This is a genomic window from Streptomyces sp. RG80 (genome assembly GCF_040446465.1).
GTDB lineage: Bacteria > Actinomycetota > Actinomycetes > Streptomycetales > Streptomycetaceae > Streptomyces.
The window spans coordinates 554,268-571,269 of sequence record NZ_JBEAAJ010000001.1; the positions used below are offsets into that span (position 1 = coordinate 554,268).

The 17,002-nt window shown below is 72.3% G+C and carries 18 protein-coding genes; 13 read left to right on the forward strand and 5 right to left on the reverse strand.

What is annotated here, in order from left to right:
• Positions 1-18: 18 nt before the first annotated feature.
• From mshB to ABKA17_RS02665, 7 genes are all read left to right on the forward strand, one after another.
• The gene (mshB, locus tag ABKA17_RS02635) at positions 19-879 is read left to right on the forward strand and encodes an N-acetyl-1-D-myo-inositol-2-amino-2-deoxy-alpha-D-glucopyranoside deacetylase (protein WP_353690160.1); all 861 of its coding nucleotides are present in this window, start codon (positions 19-21) and stop codon (positions 877-879) included.
• Positions 876-1,289 carry a DUF6113 family protein gene (locus ABKA17_RS02640; RefSeq protein ID WP_353690161.1) on the forward strand — a complete coding sequence of 138 codons (414 nt, stop codon included), beginning with the start codon at positions 876-878 and terminating at the stop codon, positions 1,287-1,289. The genes mshB and ABKA17_RS02640 overlap by 4 nt, the downstream gene beginning before the upstream one ends.
• Positions 1,290-1,449: 160 nt before the next feature.
• Positions 1,450-3,990: a hypothetical protein gene (locus tag ABKA17_RS02645; RefSeq protein WP_502994104.1), complete on the forward strand. Its 2,541-nt coding sequence runs from the start codon at positions 1,450-1,452 to the stop codon at positions 3,988-3,990.
• Positions 3,991-4,124: 134 nt separating this feature from the next.
• Positions 4,125-5,030: an ABC transporter ATP-binding protein gene (locus ABKA17_RS02650; RefSeq protein WP_353690163.1), complete on the forward strand. Its 906-nt coding sequence runs from the start codon at positions 4,125-4,127 to the stop codon at positions 5,028-5,030.
• Complete coding sequence (locus ABKA17_RS02655) at positions 5,027-5,767, forward strand: ABC transporter permease (RefSeq protein ID WP_353690164.1); 741 nt, start codon at positions 5,027-5,029, stop codon at positions 5,765-5,767. Before ABKA17_RS02650 ends, ABKA17_RS02655 begins: the two co-directional genes overlap by 4 nt.
• Before the next feature lie 5 nt (positions 5,768-5,772).
• Positions 5,773-6,969 (forward strand): sensor histidine kinase, encoded by a 1,197-nt coding sequence (locus ABKA17_RS02660; RefSeq protein WP_353690754.1) that lies wholly within the window; start codon positions 5,773-5,775, stop codon positions 6,967-6,969.
• A complete protein-coding gene (locus ABKA17_RS02665; protein WP_353690165.1) occupies positions 6,966-7,580 on the forward strand; it encodes a response regulator in 615 nt (204 codons plus the stop codon). Before ABKA17_RS02660 ends, ABKA17_RS02665 begins: the two co-directional genes overlap by 4 nt.
• A 13-nt stretch (positions 7,581-7,593) precedes the next feature.
• Here the strand turns inward: ABKA17_RS02665 and ABKA17_RS02670 are convergent, their stop codons facing one another.
• Together ABKA17_RS02670 and ABKA17_RS02675 are read right to left on the reverse strand one after the other, a co-directional pair.
• Positions 7,594-8,445 carry a transglutaminase family protein gene (locus ABKA17_RS02670; protein WP_353690166.1) on the reverse strand — a complete coding sequence of 284 codons (852 nt, stop codon included), beginning with the start codon at positions 8,443-8,445 and terminating at the stop codon, positions 7,594-7,596.
• Positions 8,446-8,462: 17 nt separating this feature from the next.
• Positions 8,463-9,491 (reverse strand): GNAT family N-acetyltransferase, encoded by a 1,029-nt coding sequence (locus tag ABKA17_RS02675; protein WP_353690167.1) that lies wholly within the window; start codon positions 9,489-9,491, stop codon positions 8,463-8,465.
• A 140-nt stretch (positions 9,492-9,631) separates the two neighbouring features.
• On the opposite strand from ABKA17_RS02675, the gene fdxA reads away from it, so the two are divergent.
• Together fdxA and ABKA17_RS02685 are read left to right on the forward strand one after the other, a co-directional pair.
• The gene (gene fdxA / locus ABKA17_RS02680; protein ID WP_019058397.1) at positions 9,632-9,952 is read left to right on the forward strand and encodes a ferredoxin; all 321 of its coding nucleotides are present in this window, start codon (positions 9,632-9,634) and stop codon (positions 9,950-9,952) included.
• A gap of 103 nt (positions 9,953-10,055) precedes the next feature.
• Positions 10,056-11,150: a bifunctional succinyldiaminopimelate transaminase/glutamate-prephenate aminotransferase gene (locus ABKA17_RS02685; protein WP_353690168.1), complete on the forward strand. Its 1,095-nt coding sequence runs from the start codon at positions 10,056-10,058 to the stop codon at positions 11,148-11,150.
• Positions 11,151-11,238: 88 nt separating this feature from the next.
• Here ABKA17_RS02685 and ABKA17_RS02690 read toward each other — a convergent pair whose 3' ends face one another.
• Both ABKA17_RS02690 and ABKA17_RS02695 read right to left on the reverse strand, forming a co-directional pair.
• The gene (locus ABKA17_RS02690; protein WP_046260596.1) at positions 11,239-11,685 is read right to left on the reverse strand and encodes a hypothetical protein; all 447 of its coding nucleotides are present in this window, start codon (positions 11,683-11,685) and stop codon (positions 11,239-11,241) included.
• Positions 11,686-11,995: 310 nt separating this feature from the next.
• Positions 11,996-12,958: a VldE C-terminal domain-containing protein gene (locus tag ABKA17_RS02695; RefSeq protein ID WP_353690169.1), complete on the reverse strand. Its 963-nt coding sequence runs from the start codon at positions 12,956-12,958 to the stop codon at positions 11,996-11,998.
• An 84-nt stretch (positions 12,959-13,042) separates the two neighbouring features.
• On the opposite strand from ABKA17_RS02695, the gene dapE reads away from it, so the two are divergent.
• Positions 13,043-14,122 carry a succinyl-diaminopimelate desuccinylase gene (dapE, locus tag ABKA17_RS02700; RefSeq protein ID WP_353690170.1) on the forward strand — a complete coding sequence of 360 codons (1,080 nt, stop codon included), beginning with the start codon at positions 13,043-13,045 and terminating at the stop codon, positions 14,120-14,122.
• 110 nt (positions 14,123-14,232) lie between these two features.
• Positions 14,233-14,991 (forward strand): LOG family protein, encoded by a 759-nt coding sequence (locus ABKA17_RS02705; RefSeq protein ID WP_353690171.1) that lies wholly within the window; start codon positions 14,233-14,235, stop codon positions 14,989-14,991.
• A 52-nt stretch (positions 14,992-15,043) separates the two neighbouring features.
• Here ABKA17_RS02705 and folP read toward each other — a convergent pair whose 3' ends face one another.
• Complete coding sequence (folP, locus tag ABKA17_RS02710) at positions 15,044-15,904, reverse strand: dihydropteroate synthase (protein ID WP_353690172.1); 861 nt, start codon at positions 15,902-15,904, stop codon at positions 15,044-15,046.
• 148 nt (positions 15,905-16,052) lie between these two features.
• Here folP and ABKA17_RS02715 point away from each other — a divergent pair, with 148 nt between their 5' ends.
• The gene (locus ABKA17_RS02715) at positions 16,053-16,421 is read left to right on the forward strand and encodes a DivIVA domain-containing protein (RefSeq protein WP_353690755.1); all 369 of its coding nucleotides are present in this window, start codon (positions 16,053-16,055) and stop codon (positions 16,419-16,421) included.
• Entirely contained in the window at positions 16,418-16,999 is a 582-nt protein-coding gene (locus ABKA17_RS02720; RefSeq protein ID WP_353690173.1) for a DNA-3-methyladenine glycosylase I, read from the forward strand. Before ABKA17_RS02715 ends, ABKA17_RS02720 begins: the two co-directional genes overlap by 4 nt.
• Positions 17,000-17,002: the final 3 nt, after the last annotated feature.

The window sequence follows — 17,002 nt, forward strand, 5'->3', positions numbered from 1 at the left end:
CGCCTTTAGGGTGGTCCCATGACGGAACCATCCGCCCGGCGTCTGCTGCTGGTGCACGCGCACCCGGACGACGAGTCGATCAACAACGGCGCGACCATGGCTCGCTATGCGGCCGAGGGTGCCCGGGTGACCCTGGTCACCTGCACGCTCGGTGAGCGCGGCGAGGTCATCCCGGCCGAGCTCCAGCACCTGACCGGCGCCGCCCTCGGCGAGTACCGGCTGGGCGAGCTCACCGCCGCGATGAGCGCGCTCGGCGTCGAGGACTTCCGTCTGCTGGGCGGCGCCGGCCGCTACCGGGACTCCGGGATGATGGGCCTGGCCGACAACGACGACCCCGCCTGCTTCTGGCAGGCGGACGTCGACGAGGCCGCCGCCCACCTCGTCGAGGTGATCCAGGAAGTACGTCCGCACGTCCTCGTCACCTACGACGACAACGGCGGCTACGGCCACCCCGACCACATCCAGGCCCACCGCGTCGCCATGCGCGCCGCCGAACTGGCCGCCGAAGCGGGCTGGACCATCCCCAAGATCTACTGGAACCGGGTACCGCGCTCGGTCGGCGAGCAGGCCTTCGAGCGCCTGGCCGAGGTGCTGCCGGGGCTTCCCTTCGACAAGCCCGGCGTCCTCGACGACGTCCCCGGGGTCGTGGCCGACGAGCGGATCACCACCGAGATCGACGGCACCGCGTACGCCGCGGCCAAGGCCGCCGCGATGGCCGCGCACGCCACCCAGGTCACGGTCGCCGAGCCGTACTTCGTGCTCTCCAACGACCTCGCGCAGCCCGTCTTCACCACCGAGTACTACGAGTTGGTGCGCGGCGAGCGTGGGCCGGGGGCGCGGGAGACCGATCTGTTCGCGGGTGTGGGGGAGACGTCATGAGCGACGGGCGCGGTTCGATGCTGGCCCAGCCCCTGCGGGCCCCGTCCGCCGGGCGGGCACTGATCTTCCTCGGCCTCTTCGTGCTCGGCGCGGTCGTCGGCGCCGCCGGGGCACTGGTGCAGGCCGGCTGGTTCCCGGGCGGGCTGCTGCTCGCGCTCGCCGGGGAGGCCGGGCTCTGTCTGGGCGGCGCGCGTGCCGTCGGCGGCCGGGGCGGGGCCGTCGCGCCCGCCGGCGGCTGGATGCTCGCGGTCATCCTGCTCACCGCCAGCCGACCGGAGGGGGACTTCCTCTTCGGCGCGGGAACCGGCTCCTATCTCTTCCTGCTCGGCGGGATGGCCACAGCTGTGATCTGCGCCACGCTTGGGCAGGGGCGGCAACCGGACGGCGATCCCGTCCGACTTGCCAAGTGACGTACTACTTCGCCGCAACTGCGACGTGCGAGTCCGGTGTGGGTTTCCCCAGCGGTCGTGGGATACGCGCCAGAAGTGGCCAGTATGGTGGTGCGCGCCGCCGAGCCGTCCGCGCAGTCCAGGTCGACACGGGCGGTGGAGCCAACCGGGAGAACCTGCCTTGAGTCGTGAAACTGACAGTCCGTCCTCCGGGCCCAACGGGCGCGGCGGAGCCGCCTACCCCTCGGGCACGCCGCCCTATGGGACCCCCATGGCTTCCGACGACGGTACGGACGCGGGCCGTTCGGGCGCGCAGTCCGAGGAGCGCAAGACCGAGACCACGCTGACGACCCGGATCCGGATCAACATCCCCGGGTCGCGGCCCATTCCGCCGGTCGTCGTGCGTACGCCCGTCGCCGACGCGGAGGGCACGGGCGACACCGAGTCCGAGGCACCGGCGCCGGGCGCCGCGACCTCCATCGGCGCCGTCGAGCCTCCCGCCGAGGCGGCTCCGGCCACCGAGGACAAGGCGAGCAACTGGTTCGCGCCGCGCAAGTCCGGCCCCGCCAAGGGCGGTCCGGGCGGCGGCGCGTCCAACGGGGCGGGTCTGCCCGGGGGTTCGGGTGCGGCTCCGGCCGGTCCGCGTCCCGGTGCCGCTCCCGCTCCCGGCGCGGGGCGCCCCGGTGGTGTGGTCGGTTCCATGGGCGTGCCGGGCGGTTCCCGTCCGGGCGGCGGTACGAACGGTGCGGGTCTTCCCGGCGGCGCGACGGGCGGCCCCGTGGCGCCCGGACACGGCGGCGGCACCGGCTCCTTCGACGTGACCGAGGCGCTGGCGACGGGCCCGCGCCCGGGCGGCGAGCCGCGGCGCGACGAACTGCCGTACTTCGCGGAGAACGGCGGCGGTGCGCAGAACGGTCAGAACGGCCAGGGTGGTCAGAACGGCCAGGGTGGACTGGGTGGTTACGGTGGTGCGGGCGGCTTCGACGGTCCGAACGACTTCAACAGCTCGACCGGTTCGCACCGCCTCGACGACCTGAACGACTTCAACAACTCCACGGGCTCGCACCGCTTCGACCCCTCCAACGACTTCAGCGGTCCGAACGACTTCGGCGGCCCGGCCGGCCGTGGCGGCCCCCAGGGCCCCGCGGGCCCGACCGGCGGCCCGGTCACCGGCGACGGCCCGGTCGTACCGCCGCTCGGCGGCCAGACCGGCCCGGGCGGCCACCGTGGGCCTGGTGGACCCGGCGGACCTGGCGCCCCGGGCGCTCCCGGCGTCCCGGGCGGCTTCAGTGGCCCTGGCGGCCCCAACGGCCCCGGCAGCCCCGGCCGTCCCGGCAACCAGGGCGGCTTCGGCGGCCCCGCAGGCCCTGGCGCCCCCGGTGGCCCCGGCGTCCCCGGTGGGCAGCCCCGCACCGGCGGCCCCGGTGCTCCCGGCGCCTCGGCCGGGATGGCCGGCCTCGCGGGCCCCGGCGCGGGCACCCTCCCGCACGGCGGACCCGGACGCGGTCCCGGCGGCGGACTGAGCGACGACACGGCGATCCTCACCCCGCAGAAGCCCGCCCCCGAGCCGGGCACCCCCGGTTACGGCATGCCCGGCGCGCCGCCGGACAACGTCTCCGGGCACACCGTCACCAGCGGTATCCCGGTCGTGCCGCCCGGCGCCCAGACCTCCCCGTTCGGGCCGGGCGCCCCGTCCGACGGGCCGATGCAGCACACCGCGCCCAAGCTCCCGGAGCCGGTCGCGCAGAACGTGCCGGCCTCGTCCAAGAAGCCCAAGAAGAAGGGCCGCAACAAGCTGGTCCTGGTCGTCGGCGGCGTGTTCGTCATCGCGGGCGGTGCCTACGGCGCCGGGCTGCTGATGAACCACTCCGACGTGCCCAAGGGCACCACCGTGCTCGGCGTCGACATCGGCGGCGGCACCCGCGACGACGCCGTCAAGAAGCTCGACGAGGCCTTCGGCGACCGGGTGAACAAGCCGCTGAAGCTCTCGGTCGGCGGCAAGACCGTCGAGCTCAAGCCGGACCAGGCGGGCCTCCAGTTCGACGAGCAGGCCACGGTCGCCGCGGCCGCGCAGAGCGACTACAACCCGATGTCCGTCATCGGCTCCCTCTTCGGCAACCACCGGGTCGTCGACCCGGAGATGCCGGTCGACGAGGAGAAACTGACCGCGGCCCTCAAGGACGCGGGCGGCGCCTCCGGCTCGGTGACCGAGGGCACGATCAAGTTCACCTCCGCGGGCAAGGCCGTCGCCGTCTACGGCAAGGCGGGCAAGGGCATCGACGTCGCCAAGTCGACCACCGCGGTCGAGGACGCGTACCGCACCCAGGTGGAGACCGGCAACGGCGGCACCGTGACGGTGGCGACGACCGCCCAGCAGCCGTCGATCACCAACGCCGAGGTCGACCGCATGATGAAGGCGTTCGCGGAGCCCGCGATGTCCGAGGTCGTCACCATCACGGGCGGCAGTCAGCCGATCCAGTTCGGCGCCGTGTCCCTGCCGAAGATCCTCGGCGTCAAGGCCATCGACGGCAAGCTCGTGGACACGTACGACCTGAAGGCGCTGAAGGAGGCGTACGGCGGCGTCTTCGACGGCGTGAAGGTCAAGACCGCGACCGGCGAGCGGGGCGTCCTGCCGCAGGACGTCGTCGCCGTACTGCGCAAGGTGCTGCTCGGCAAGACGACGGCGGAGCGCACCGGGGCGATCGACACCAACCCCAGCTAGCGGTCCTCGCCCCGACGAGAGGGGGGCACCCGGCACGCGCCGGGTGCCCCCTCTCGTCGTATGACATCTGTCATCCGGCAGTCAGGATCGCCGACACTGCCGGGCGAGGGGGCCAGAGCGCCACCCTGGGTCTCATGACAACGACAGCGGTCGTGTTCGACCAGGTGAGCAAGGCGTACGGCGAGGTCCGGGCCGTGGACGGGCTGAGTCTGGAGCTGCATCCGGGGGAGACCGTGGCCCTTCTCGGGCCCAACGGTGCCGGGAAGTCGACCACGCTCGATCTGCTGCTCGGGCTGAAGAACCCCGACAGCGGGAGCGTGCGGCTCTTCGGGGCAAGCCCTCGGGAGGCGATCGTCGCCGGGCGGGTGGGCGCGATGCTCCAGAGCGGCGGGCTGATGGACGAGGTGACGGTCGCCGAGCTGGTGCGGCTCGCCTGCGACCTGCACCCGCGGCCGTACCGCCCCTCCGAGGTGCTGGCCCGCGCCGGGATCTCCCAGATCGCCGACCGCAAGGTCGACAAGCTCTCCGGCGGCCAGGCCCAGCGGGTCCGGTTCGCCCTCGCGACCGCTGGCGACAGCGACCTGATCGTCCTGGACGAGCCGACCACCGGCATGGACGTCACCACCCGCCAGGGCTTCTGGGCCACCATGCGCGAGCAGGCCGACCAGGGCCGGACCGTCCTCTTCGCCACCCACTACCTGGAGGAGGCCGACGCGATCGCCGACCGCGTGCTGGTCCTGCACCGCGGCCGCCTCCTCGCCGACGGCACCGCGGCCGAGATCAAGGCCAAGGCGGGCCTACGCCGGATCTCCTTCGATCTGGAGGGTCCGGTCGACGAGACCGCCCTGCGCGGCCTGCCGTTCGTGACCACGCTCACCGTCTCCGGACCCACCGTCCGCATCCAGTCCGGCGACGCCGACGCCACCGTCCACGCTCTCTACGGCCTCGGCGTCTTCCCCCGCAACCTCGAGGTCGCCGGACTCGGCCTGGAGCAGGCGTTCGTCGCCATCACCGCCGCCGAGGAGGCGAAGCAGTCATGAACAGCCTGATCAAGCTGGAACTCACCCGCGCCCTGCGCAACCGCAAGTTCCTGTTCTTCTCCGTGATCTACCCCTCGGTTCTGTTCCTGCTCATCGCCGGCAGCGCCGACAGCACCGGCAAGGTCGACGGCACCGGCCTGACCCTGCCGACCTACATGATGGTCTCCATGGCCTCCTTCGGCGCCCTGACGGCCGTCCTGATGGGCAACAGCGAGCGCATAGCCAAGGAACGGGAAGGCGGGTGGGTACGGCAGCTGCGGCTGACCACGCTGCCGGGCCGCGGGTACGTCCTCGCCAAGACGGCGAGCGCCGCGGTGGTCAGCCTGCCGTCCATCGTCGTCGTCTTCGCCGTCGCGGCGGTCGTGAAGGACGTACGGCTGGACGCCTGGCAGTGGCTCGCCCTGACCGGCGCGATCTGGGCCGGCAGCCTGGTCTTCGCCGCGCTCGGCGTGGCCCTCGGCTACCTCGCGACCGGGGACGCGGTCCGTCCGATCACGATGATCACCTACTTCGGGCTGTCCATCCTCGGCGGCCTGTGGATGCCGACGACGACGTTCCCGACATGGCTCCAGGACATCGCCAAGTGGGTGCCCACGCACGCGTACGCTGCCCTCGGGCAGGCGATCGAGCAGAGCCGGACGCCCCATGCCAAGGACATCGCCGTCCTCGCCGTCTACTTCGTCCTGTTCACCGGCGGCGCGGCCTGGCTGTACCGGAAGGACACGCTGAAGGCGTGAGTGCGATGACCGACGACCAGCTGCCCCCGGACGTACGGCCCGGGGCCGAGCACCGGATCCGGATGGGCCAGCCGCCCCGCAACCGGGCCGACGCGGTGCGCAAGCTCGTCTGGATCCTGCCCTGGCTGGTCTTCCTCGGCGCGCCGGTGCGGGACCTGGACTCCGGCGCCCACTCGACCGCCGCGACCGTGGCCGGCTGGCTGGCCCTGGTCTCCTTCACCGGCGTCTATCTGACCCTGGTCTTCCGGAACATGGGCCGGCCCTTCTCCGGCCCGACCGTGGGCGCCCTCGTCGCCCTGCTGGGCACCCTCGCCGTGGTCCTGTGCCTCACCCTCGGCGGCGCGTGGATCGGCTTGTTCGTGTACGTCTCCGTCACCTGCGGGGCCACGCTGCCGCAGCGGGTCGCGTACTGGGCGGTCGGGGGCAACACGCTCGCGATGCTCCTGGTCGGCCTGCACGTCGGGTCGGACGACTGGAGCCTGGTCCTGGTGGTGCTGCTCCTGGGCTTCGCGATGATGGGCGTGAAGCAACTGGTGCGGACGACCGTGGAGTTGCGCAAGGCACGGGTGACGGTGGCCCAACTGGCCGCCAACGAGGAGCGGTTGCGCCTGGCCAGGGACCTGCACGACCTCCTCGGCCACTCGCTCTCGCTGATCACCCTCAAGAGCGAACTCGCCGGGCGGATGCTCCCCGACCACCCCGACAAGGCGGCCCAGCAGGTCGCCGACATCGAACAGGTCAGCCGCCAGGCCCTCGTCGACGTCCGCGCGGCCGTCTCCGGCTACCGCCGCACCCGGCTCTCCGACGAACTCGCGGGCGCGCAGGTCGCGTTGAACGCCGCCGACGTCATCGCCGAGATCCCCGCCGAACCCGACCTCGACGGCCTTGCCGAGGAGGGCGAGAGCGCCCTCGCCTGGGCGCTGCGCGAGGCGGTCACCAACGTCGTACGGCACAGCGGCGCGAGTCGCTGCACGGTCGAGGTGCTGCGGCGGCAGACCCTCGACGGCCCGGTCTGGGAGCTCTCCGTCGAGGACAACGGCTCAAAGGGCTCCGGCGCGGGTCCCGGCAACGGGCTGACGGGCCTGACCGAACGCCTGGAGAAGGCGGGCGGCACCCTGGAGGCGGGCCGGACCAGGCACGGGTTCCTGCTGGTCGCCCGGGTCCCCGCCGGTACCCCGGCGCCCGTAGGATCCGGCGCATGAGCACTGCGATCAAGGTCCTCCTCGCCGAGGACCAGTCGATGGTCCGCGAGGCCCTGGCCGCCCTTCTCGGCCTGGAGGACGACATCGAGGTCGTCGCCCAGGTGGCCCGCGGCGACGAGGTCCTCGCCGCGGTCCGCGCCCACGACGTCGACGTGGCCCTGCTGGACATCGAGATGCCGGGTGCCACCGGCATCGAGGCCGCCGCCCAGGTCCACCGGGAGCTGCCCGCGGTGAAGCTGGTCGTCCTCACCACCTTCGGCCGCCCCGGCTACCTCCGCAGCGCGATGGAGGCCGGCGCCGACGCCTTCCTGGTCAAGGACGCCCCGGCGGCCCAACTGGCGGCGGCGGTACGGAAGGTGCTGGCGGGCGAGCGGGTCATCGACCCGACCCTGGCGGCAGCGGCGTTGGCGGAGGGCGCGAACCCGCTCACGGACCGGGAGAGGGAGGTGCTGCGAGCGGCGGAGGACGGCTCCACGAACGCCGAGTTGGCGACCAAGCTCCACTTGTCCCAGGGGACGGTCCGCAACTACCTCTCGACGGCGATCCAGAAACTGGCGGTACGCAACAGGGCGGAAGCGGCGCGCCTGGCCAGGGAGAAGGGCTGGCTGTAGCGCCCCACGACCATCAGTTCAGCATCGCCCGCGCCGCGTGAGCCTGTCCCCGGACCCGCGCCGCGGCGGACTCGTCCACGGCCCCCACGACCTCCGCGTACGCGTCCAACTCCCGGGCCCCGCCCAGGAAGTCCCCCCGCTGCACCAGCAACTGCGCCCGCTCGTACCGCAACCGAGCAGGATGCGAAGGCAGCAGCAACCCCAACTCCACCGCCCACAGCGCAACATCCGACCGTTCCGGCCGAGCCGTGGCCCACGCGCGCACGTTGTTGAGGATCCGCAGCACCACGTCCAACGGATCCGCCGGCGTCAGCATCGACGGATGCAGCGCGGCCCCCGTCGCCCCCGCCACCAGCAACTCCGCGTCCGGCCCGCTCAGCACCCGCCCCCCGTCGAACGGGTCGGCGAGCACCTGCTCCTCCTCCGCCCCGAACCCGACGACGAAGTGCCCCGGCAGCGCGACCCCGTACACATGGGCCCCGGCCCGCCGGGCCACCTCCATCCACACCACGGACAGCAGGATCGGCAGCCCCCGCCGCCGCAGCAGCACGGAATGCAGCAACGACGACTGGAGCCGCTGATAGTCCGCGGCGGAGCCACGGAACCCGCACCGCTCCCCGAGCAGCTCCCGCAGGGACACCGCCCAGGACCGCGGCCCGCCCGGCCGGAACGGCAGCTGTCCCGCCAGCCGGTCCAGTTCGATCTGGGCCGCGTCCATGCCCGCCTCGTCCAGCGTCCCGTCCGCCTCCGCTGCGACGAGCAGACAGAGCAGGGACAGGTCGGGTCGCTCGGCCCGCGCCTCTTCGGCGAACCGGCGGCGCAGTTCCGCGGAGCGTTCCGGGGGTGGGGGGTAGAGGGGGCGCATAGCTGGCTCGTGCCCGGTCACGGCGATCCGTACCGGTCGCTCGCGGGACCGGCCGGTTCCCGGTAGTGGTGGTACGCGTGATGCGCGGCGAAGCCCATCCCGGCGTACAGCGCCCGCGCGCCCGTGTTGTCCGCCTCGACCTGGAGCCAGGCGGCCGACGCGCCCTCCTCGAGCGCCCGCGCGGCCAGCGCGGCCATCACCGTGGTGGCGAGCCCGCGCCGCCGCTGCCCGGGGTCCACCTCGACGGCGGCGAAGGACGCCCAGCGCCCGTCGACGACACACCGCCCGATCGCGGCGGGAGCCGCCCCCTCGGAGGCGCCCTGCACGGTCGCGAACCACACCGACGGTCCGCTCCCCAGCACCTTCAGCGCCACCTCGCTCACCCCCTTGCGCTGATACCGCGCCAGCCAGGCCTCGTCCGCCTCCCGGGAGAGCAGCACGGCGGTGCCCTCGGCCCGGTCGGCGAGCGGCGCCAGCGCGCCGGTCCACAGCTCGGCCGTCACCTCGCGCACCCACCCCCGCCGCTCCAGCTCCGCGCACAGCTGCTCCTGCGTGCCCTCGGCGCCGGTGGCGGTCTGGATGTAGGCGGGCAGCCCACGGTCGCCGTACCAGCGCCGTACGGCGTCCAGGGCCTCGTCCAGCGGTATGCCCGGGTCGCCGAGCGGCAGCACCGAGTTGGCCCGGCGGGTGAACCCCGACGCGGCCCGCAGCTCCCACTCGCCGAGCCGCTCGCTCTCCACGGGCCGCCACGCGCGCGTGGAGACATGCGCGAGCTCCTCGTAGGAGGCGGAGGGGCCCCGGCGGCGAGCCGGAGCGCTCGGCACCACCTTGCCCGCGACCAGCGAGGATTCCGCGATGTGGACGGTCTCGCCGTCTTTCCGTGTGATCAGCAGCACACCGCCGTCCCATGATGCGAGAACACCCACCGTGTCGGTGAACTTCTCACCCGGAACCGCAGGATCGTTCAGGCGGCGTACCGAGACCCGTTTACCCACGTCAGCAGTGGTGATACGGACCTCGAGGCGCCCCGTCGCAGAGATTTCCACAGGTCAGTTCACCCCTCCTGTTCGGATCATGGCCAAGAACGGAGATACTAGGGGCGGGCATCGACGACGCCGCGCTCCCGCGCGCCAGGCGGCAGGGCCTGAGGAGGCCCGCCAGCGCCCTATCGAGGAGGAACGACAGCGTGACCTACGTCATCGCGCAGCCTTGTGTCGACGTGAAGGACAAGGCGTGCATCGAAGAGTGCCCGGTCGACTGCATCTACGAGGGCTCCCGGTCCTTGTACATCCACCCGGACGAATGCGTCGACTGTGGTGCCTGTGAGCCGGTCTGCCCGGTCGAGGCGATCTTCTACGAGGACGACACTCCGGAGGAGTGGAAGGACTACTACAAGGCGAACGTCGAGTTCTTCGACGAGCTCGGCTCTCCCGGCGGTGCCAGCAAGCTGGGCCTGATCGAGCGCGACCACCCGTTCGTCGCCGCGCTGCCGCCGCAGAACCAGTAAGAGCGGCCCGCACCTGCGCCGCCTCGGTCCCGTACGGCTCGATCACCCCTGATCGCCGTACGGGGCCGAGGCGTTTGCCGTACGAGAAAGTGAGCCAGACACCGTGTCCGCAGTCTCCGACCGTCTCCCCACCTTTCCCTGGGACAAGCTGGAGCCGTACAAGAAGACGGCCGCCGCGCACCCCGGCGGCATCGTCGACCTGTCGGTCGGCACCCCCGTCGACCCGGTTCCCGACCTGATCCAGAAGGCGCTCGTCGACGCGGCGGACTCCCCGGGCTATCCGACGGTGTGGGGCACCCCGGCGTTGCGCGACGCGATCACGGGCTGGGTGGAGCGCCGCCTGGGCGCCCGCGAGGTCACCCACCGGCATGTGCTGCCGATCGTCGGCTCCAAGGAACTGGTCGCCTGGCTCCCCACCCAGCTGGGCCTCGGCCCCGGCGACCGGGTCGCCTACCCGCGCCTGGCCTACCCGACGTACGAGGTCGGCGCCCGCCTGGCCCGCGCCGAGCACGAGGTCTACGACGATCCGACGGAGCTGGACCCCGAGGGCCTGAAGCTCCTGTGGCTCAATTCCCCGTCGAACCCCACGGGCAAGGTGCTGGGCAAGGAGGAACTCACCCGGATCGTGGCCTGGGCCCGCGAGCACGGCGTGCTGATCTTCTCCGACGAGTGCTATCTGGAGCTCGGCTGGGAGGCCGACCCGGTCTCGGTGCTGCACCCGGACGTCAACGGCGGCTCCTACGACGGCATCGTCGCGGTGCACTCCCTGTCGAAGCGCTCGAACCTGGCGGGCTACCGGGCCGCGTTCCTGGCCGGCGACCCCGCGGTGCTGGGTCCGCTCCTGGAGATCCGCAAGCACGGCGGCATGATGACGGCGGCTCCGACACAGGCGGCGGTGGTCGCGGCCCTCGGCGACGACGAGCACGTCCGCGTCCAGCGTGAGCGCTACGCAGCCCGTCGTACGGCCCTGCGCGAGGCGCTGGAGGCCCACGGCTTCCGCATCGAGCACAGCGAGGCCAGCCTCTACCTCTGGGCCACCAAGGGCGAGTCCTGCTGGACGACGGTCGCCCACCTGGCCGACCTGGGCATCCTGGTGGCGCCGGGCGACTTCTACGGCGAGGCGGGCGCGAACCACGTACGCGTGGCCTTCACGGCGACCGACGAGCGGGTACGGGCGGCCGTGGAGCGGCTCGCGTAACCGGTCCGCGTAACCGGTCCGCGTACGGCGATGGGGCCCGGGGTGAGAACCCCGGGCCCCATCGCCGTGTCAGCGTGTCAGCCGGACGTCAGCCGAGCGGGAGGCTCTTCACCGGAAGGGACTCCGTGGGCAGGCCGCCCTTGGTCAGGGAGTCCGTCGGCAGACCGCCCTTGGTCGCGGTGGACGTGGTGTCGCCCAGGATGTCCCCGGCGGAGCCCGCCGCGTCGCCCGCGGTCTGCTGCGCGGCCGGGGCCGCCTTCTTCGCGACCTTGCCGCTGGTCTTGCCGGCGGTCGGCACGGCCTTCTTGACCGCGTTGCCACCGGTGTTGCCCGCGAGCCCGGTGGCGTTCTGAGCCGCACCGTCGACGGTGTTGCCGACGCTCGCCCCGTCCAGGGCGGTCAGCCCGCCGAGGTTCGAGGTGGGCAGCTCGGCCGGGGCCGCACTGGCGGAGCCGGCCGCACCGACCCCGGCTGCCGCTCCCGCAGCGACGAGCAGCGCGGCACGGGCGATCCTGCGGGTCAGGGGGAGGGACATGATGCTCCTTTGACGGGAGAGAACATGGAAGTTTCCGTCCGTTCCCGGCAGTTGATCACCGGGCTCGGACGCAGTGACTACCGCTCGAAGCCCGCGAAGGTTGCGGCGGGCCAACGTAAAGAGTTGGCAATGCGTCGCATTATCGGCTGCGGATAAAAACGGGCAAAGGGGGCCCGGTCGGAAAGTGTGCCGAATCCCCGCAGCCCTTTGATCGCAAGGGATTTCACGAAGACGCGGGTGACCGCGCGAAAACCTGCGCACACCACCGGTCGCGGCGGCCGCGCGTAACCCTTGCGGGTGATCGTCCGTACTACTGAGCAGTCAGGATCCGCACCGATCCCGTGCCCCGCTCCGCCCCGCCGGTCCCCTCGGACGACGTCGGCCGCCACTCGCTCTGGGTGTTCCCGGCGGTCCACTCCCGCCCCGCGTAGGTCACGCGCTGGATGTGCAGCGCGGAGGCGTTGGCCACCGCCCAGTGCGCGAGCTGCCAGCCGCGCTCGCGGACACTGCGGCCCTTGACCTCGCCCTTCACCGGCACGGTCACGGTCCGCCCGGACACCGTGGGCTTCGGAGCCGGGCTCGCCTCGGCGGCCCCGACCTCGTCGGCGGTGGTGTCGAGCGCGTCCCCGCCGAAGTCCCGTACGAGCGCCTCGCGCACCCCCTGCGGACCCGCCGCGAGGGTTGCTTCCGGGCGGCCCTCGCAGGTCAGCGTGGCCGCGGAGGAGCCGGTGAGGGCGGCGGCCAGCACCGTGGCGTCCGGCTCGTGCTTGGCGTACGCCTCCGGATAGCCGCTGCGCTGCACCCGCTGCGCGGCCACGGTGAGCGGCAGCTCGGCATAGTCGGAGACCTTGACCAGGTGCTCGTAGAACTCGCCCGCCGCGTACGTCGGGTCCATGATCTGCTTCTCCGTGCCCCAGCCCTGCGAGGGCCGCTGCTGGAAGAGGCCGAGCGAGTCCCGGTCGCCATGGGTGATGTTGCGCAGGCCCGACTCCTGGAGCGCGGTCGCCAGCGCGATGGTCACCGCCCGCTCGGGCAGCCCGCGTCCGGTGCCCACGGCCGTGATCGTCGCCGCGTTGACCGCCTGCTCGGGCGTGAACTCGTAGGCGACCCCGTCGCCCTTGCCCGAGGCGACCTCGCAGCCCGGCGCTCCGGTGCCCGCGGTGATGTACTGCACCACCAGATATCCGGCGACGGCACACAGGACCACGAAGGCCGCGAAACCACGGAAGAAGCGGCCTCGACGACGCTGTTGAGGGCGGGACGGCTCTGGCATCCGTACAAGGTAGCGGAGGCCCCTGTGGTGTCCGAGCCGGGTGTGGACAGAGGGGGTACGGCCCGGCGCGTTAGGGTCGACGGCATGGCCGATACCCCGCTTGACCTCACGCTGGACGCCGCGCAGCTCACCGCGCAGCTCGTCGACTTCCCCTCCGTCAGCGGCACCGAGAAGCCGCTCGCGGACGCGATCGAGACCGCGCTGCGCGCCCTGCCGCACCTGACGGTCGACCGGTACGGCAACAACGTCGTGGCCCGTACGAACCTGGGCCGCGCGGAGCGGGTGATCCTCGCCGGCCACATCGACACGGTCCCGATCGCCGACAACGTGCCCTCGCGCCTGGACGAGGACGGCTATCTGTGGGGCTGCGGCACCTGTGACATGAAGTCCGGAGTGGCGGTCCAGCTGCGCATCGCGGCGACCGTCCCGACCCCCAAGCACGACCTCACGTTCGTCTTCTACGACAACGAGGAGATCGCCGCCGAGTTCAACGGTCTCGGCCATGTCGCCGAGGCCCACCCGGACTGGCTGGCCGGCGACTTCGCGGTCCTCCTGGAGCCGACGAACGGCCAGGTGGAGGGCGGCTGCCAGGGCACGCTGCGGATGCTGCTGAAGTTCACGGGGGAGCGGGCGCACTCCGCGCGCGCGTGGATGGGCTCGAACGCGATCCACGCCGCCGCCCCGGTGCTGGCGAAGCTGGCCGCCTACGAGCCGCGCAAGCCGGTGGTGGACGGCCTGGAGTACCACGAGGGCCTGAACGCGGTCCGCATCGAGGGCGGGGTCGCCACCAACGTCATCCCCGACGCCTGCACGGTGGTGGTCAACTTCCGCTACGCGCCCGACCGGAGCGAGGAGGAGGCGGAGGCCTTCGTCCGCGAGTACTTCGCGGACTGCGGGGTGGACGAGTTCGTGGTGGACGACCACACCGGCGGTGCGCGCCCGGGCCTGAACCACCCCTCCGCGGCGGCCTTCGTGGAGGCCGTCGGCGGCGAGGTGTTCCCCAAGTTCGGCTGGACCGACGTGGCCCGCTTCAGCGCCCTCGGCGTCCCCGCGGTCAACTACAGCCCGGGAAACCCGCTGCTGGCCCACAAGGTGGACGAGCGCGTGAAGGTGTCGCTGATCCCCGAGGCGGAGGAGCGCCTGCGGTCCTGGCTGACGGCCTGATCCAGAGGGCCGCTCGGGGGCGCCTCGAGGCGGACATACGCATGTCCCCCCTCCGTAACCCGCGTAGATCTACGCTGAGGTGGAAACACCCGCAAGTGGAGGGAGCGCACATGGCTACCGGCAACCCCGAGGGTAAGAAGCAGCCACCTTCGGAACAGCGCCTGGGACCGGTCCTCCGAAGGCGGGGCCAGGTGACGGCGAGCACGACCGACCAGCGCCTGCTGGACGCGGGCGGCCCGTCCGACTGGGTCCACACCGACCCCTGGCGGGTCCTGCGCATCCAGTCGGAGTTCATCGAGGGCTTCGGCACGCTCGCCGAACTCCCGCCCGCGATCAGCGTGTTCGGCTCGGCCCGGACCCCGGCGGACTCTCCCGAGTACGAGGCGGGGGTCCGGCTGGGACGCGGCCTGGTGGAGGCCGGCTTCGCGGTGATCACGGGCGGCGGCCCGGGCGCCATGGAGGCGGCGAACAAGGGCGCGTGCGAGGCGAACGGCACGTCCGTCGGCCTCGGCATCGAGCTCCCCTTCGAGCAGGGCCTCAACCCGTACGTCGACATCGGCCTCAACTTCCGCTACTTCTTCGTCCGCAAGATGATGTTCGTGAAGTACGCGCAAGGGTTCGTGGTCCTGCCCGGCGGCCTCGGCACCCTGGACGAGCTCTTCGAGGCGCTGACCCTGGTCCAGACCCAGAAGGTCACCCGCTTCCCGATCGTCCTCTTCGGCAGCGAGTACTGGGGCGGCCTCGTCGACTGGATCACCAACACCCTGGTCGCCCAGGGCAAGGCCTCGGAGAAGGACCTGCTCCTGTTCCACGTCACGGACGACGTGGACGAGGCGGTGGCGCTGGTGTCGAAGGAAGCCGGCCGATAGAGCGAGGGGGCTGGCTCTCAGCCCGTCCGGCGGCGGGGGCGAGGAAAGGCTTTTACGCCAGCCCCCGCCGCGCGACCGCCGGAGGCCGGTGGCCCGCGATGGACGCCACCATGTCCAGCACCTGCCGCGTCTCCGCCACCTCGTGCACCCGGTACACCTGCGCCCCCAGCCAAGCCGACACCGCGGTGGTGGCCAGCGTCCCCACCACCCGCTCCTTCACCGGCTTGTCCAACGTCTCCCCGACGAAGTCCTTGTTGGACAGCGACACCAGCACCGGCCACCCGGTCTCGACCATCTCCCCGAGCCGCCGCGTCGCCTCAAGACTGTGCCGCGTGTTCTTCCCGAAGTCGTGCCCCGGATCGATCAGCACCGACTCCCGAGGCACCCCCAGCGCGACCGCCCGCTCGGCCAGCCCCACGGTCACCCGCAGAATGTCGGCCATGACGTCGTCGTAGGCGATCCGATGCGGCCGGGTACGAGGCTCGGTCTCCCCCGCGTGCGTGCACACCAGCCCCACCCCGTACCGCGCGGCGACCTCCGCGAGCCCGGGATCGACCCCGCCCCACGCGTCGTTCAGCAGATCCGCCCCCGCCTCGCACACGGCCTCGCCGACCGACGCCCGCCAGGTGTCCACGCTGATGATCACGTCCGGGAACCGCCGCCGCACCTCCGCCACGAACCCGACCGTGCGCCGCGCCTCCTCCTCGGGGGACACGTCCTCGCCCGGACCGGCCTTGACCCCGCCGATGTCGATGATCGCGGCGCCCTCGGCCACCGCCTGCTCCACGCGCGCGAGGGCCGGCTCGTCGCGGAAGGTCGCGCCCTGGTCGTAGAAGGAGTCCGGGGTCCGGTTCACGATCGCCATGATCACCGGCTCGTGCGGCTCGAATTCCCGGCTGCCCAGCCTGAGCATGTGCTGTGACCTCTCCTAGTGCGACCTGGGTACGGCCGGTTCCGCGGCCGCCTGCGACCCTAACTGTCAGACTCGCATGGCACGATCGGACTCTGACACATTCGACTCCGAACACATTCACCGAGCGTGGGGACTCTCAGCGATGGTTATGTTCTTGTTCCTGGTCGTCGCGCTCGCCGTCGTGGTCGCCGCGGTGACGCTCGCCGTGGTGGGCGGCGGCGAGACGGGCCCGCTGCCGGAGGTCGCCCCGGAGCGGCTCCAGGACCCCCTGCCGCTGGAGCGTCCGGTCAACCGCGCCGACGTCGAGGCCCTCCGCTTCCCGCTCGCCGCCCGCGGCTACCGGATGTCCGACGTGGACGACGCCCTCAGCCGGCTCGGCGCCGAACTCGCCGAGCGCGACGCCCGGATCACCGACCTGGAGTCCGCGCTGGCCGGCGCCCAGGCCGCCGCGCACGGCGCGTCCGTCGCGCACGTCTCCATGGACAAGCCCGCGCAGGGCCCGGGGGAGCAGCAGTGACCGACGGCGCCGCCCTCGCCGGTCCGGACGGCGCCCTGCGCTGCCCCTGGGCCCTGTCCACCGAGGACTACGTCGCGTACCACGACGAGGAGTGGGGCCGCCCGGTCCACGGCGACGACGCCCTGTACGAACGCCTGAGCCTGGAGGCCTTCCAGTCCGGCCTCTCCTGGATCACGATCCTGCGCCGCCGCGAGGGCTTCCGTGCCGCCTTCGCCGGCTTCGAGATCGCCAAGGTCGCCACCTTCACGGACGCCGACCGGGACCGCCTTCTGCTGGACGAGGGCATCATCCGCAACCGCGCCAAGATCGACGCGACCATGGCCAACGCGCGCGTGCTGGCCGACTGGGCGCCGGGTGAGCTCGACGAGTTCATCTGGTCCCACGCCCCGAAGACCCCGGGCCCGGCGCCGAAGACCCTGGGGGACGTCCCGGCGATCACCCCGGAATCGACGGCGCTGTCGAAGGCCCTGAAGAAGAAGGGCTTGCGGTTCGTCGGACCCACCACGGCGTACGCGCTGATGCAGGCGTGCGGCTTGGTCAACGATCACCTGGCCACGTGTGTGGCCAGGCGGGGCTGACCC

Coding starts and splice junctions, on each gene's coding strand:
- ABKA17_RS02650 (WP_353690163.1), top strand. CDS start 4,125: ATGACAACGACAGCGGTCGTGTTCGACCAGGTGAGCAAGGCGTACGGC.
- mshB (WP_353690160.1), top strand. CDS start 19: ATGACGGAACCATCCGCCCGGCGTCTGCTGCTGGTGCACGCGCACCCG.
- folP (WP_353690172.1), bottom strand. CDS start 15,904: ATGCTCAGGCTGGGCAGCCGGGAATTCGAGCCGCACGAGCCGGTGATC.
- ABKA17_RS02665 (WP_353690165.1), top strand. CDS start 6,966: ATGAGCACTGCGATCAAGGTCCTCCTCGCCGAGGACCAGTCGATGGTC.
- ABKA17_RS02655 (WP_353690164.1), top strand. CDS start 5,027: ATGAACAGCCTGATCAAGCTGGAACTCACCCGCGCCCTGCGCAACCGC.
- ABKA17_RS02715 (WP_353690755.1), top strand. CDS start 16,053: ATGTTCTTGTTCCTGGTCGTCGCGCTCGCCGTCGTGGTCGCCGCGGTG.
- ABKA17_RS02690 (WP_046260596.1), bottom strand. CDS start 11,685: ATGTCCCTCCCCCTGACCCGCAGGATCGCCCGTGCCGCGCTGCTCGTC.
- dapE (WP_353690170.1), top strand. CDS start 13,043: ATGGCCGATACCCCGCTTGACCTCACGCTGGACGCCGCGCAGCTCACC.
- ABKA17_RS02695 (WP_353690169.1), bottom strand. CDS start 12,958: ATGCCAGAGCCGTCCCGCCCTCAACAGCGTCGTCGAGGCCGCTTCTTC.
- ABKA17_RS02705 (WP_353690171.1), top strand. CDS start 14,233: ATGGCTACCGGCAACCCCGAGGGTAAGAAGCAGCCACCTTCGGAACAG.
- ABKA17_RS02670 (WP_353690166.1), bottom strand. CDS start 8,445: ATGCGCCCCCTCTACCCCCCACCCCCGGAACGCTCCGCGGAACTGCGC.
- ABKA17_RS02640 (WP_353690161.1), top strand. CDS start 876: ATGAGCGACGGGCGCGGTTCGATGCTGGCCCAGCCCCTGCGGGCCCCG.
- ABKA17_RS02660 (WP_353690754.1), top strand. CDS start 5,773: ATGACCGACGACCAGCTGCCCCCGGACGTACGGCCCGGGGCCGAGCAC.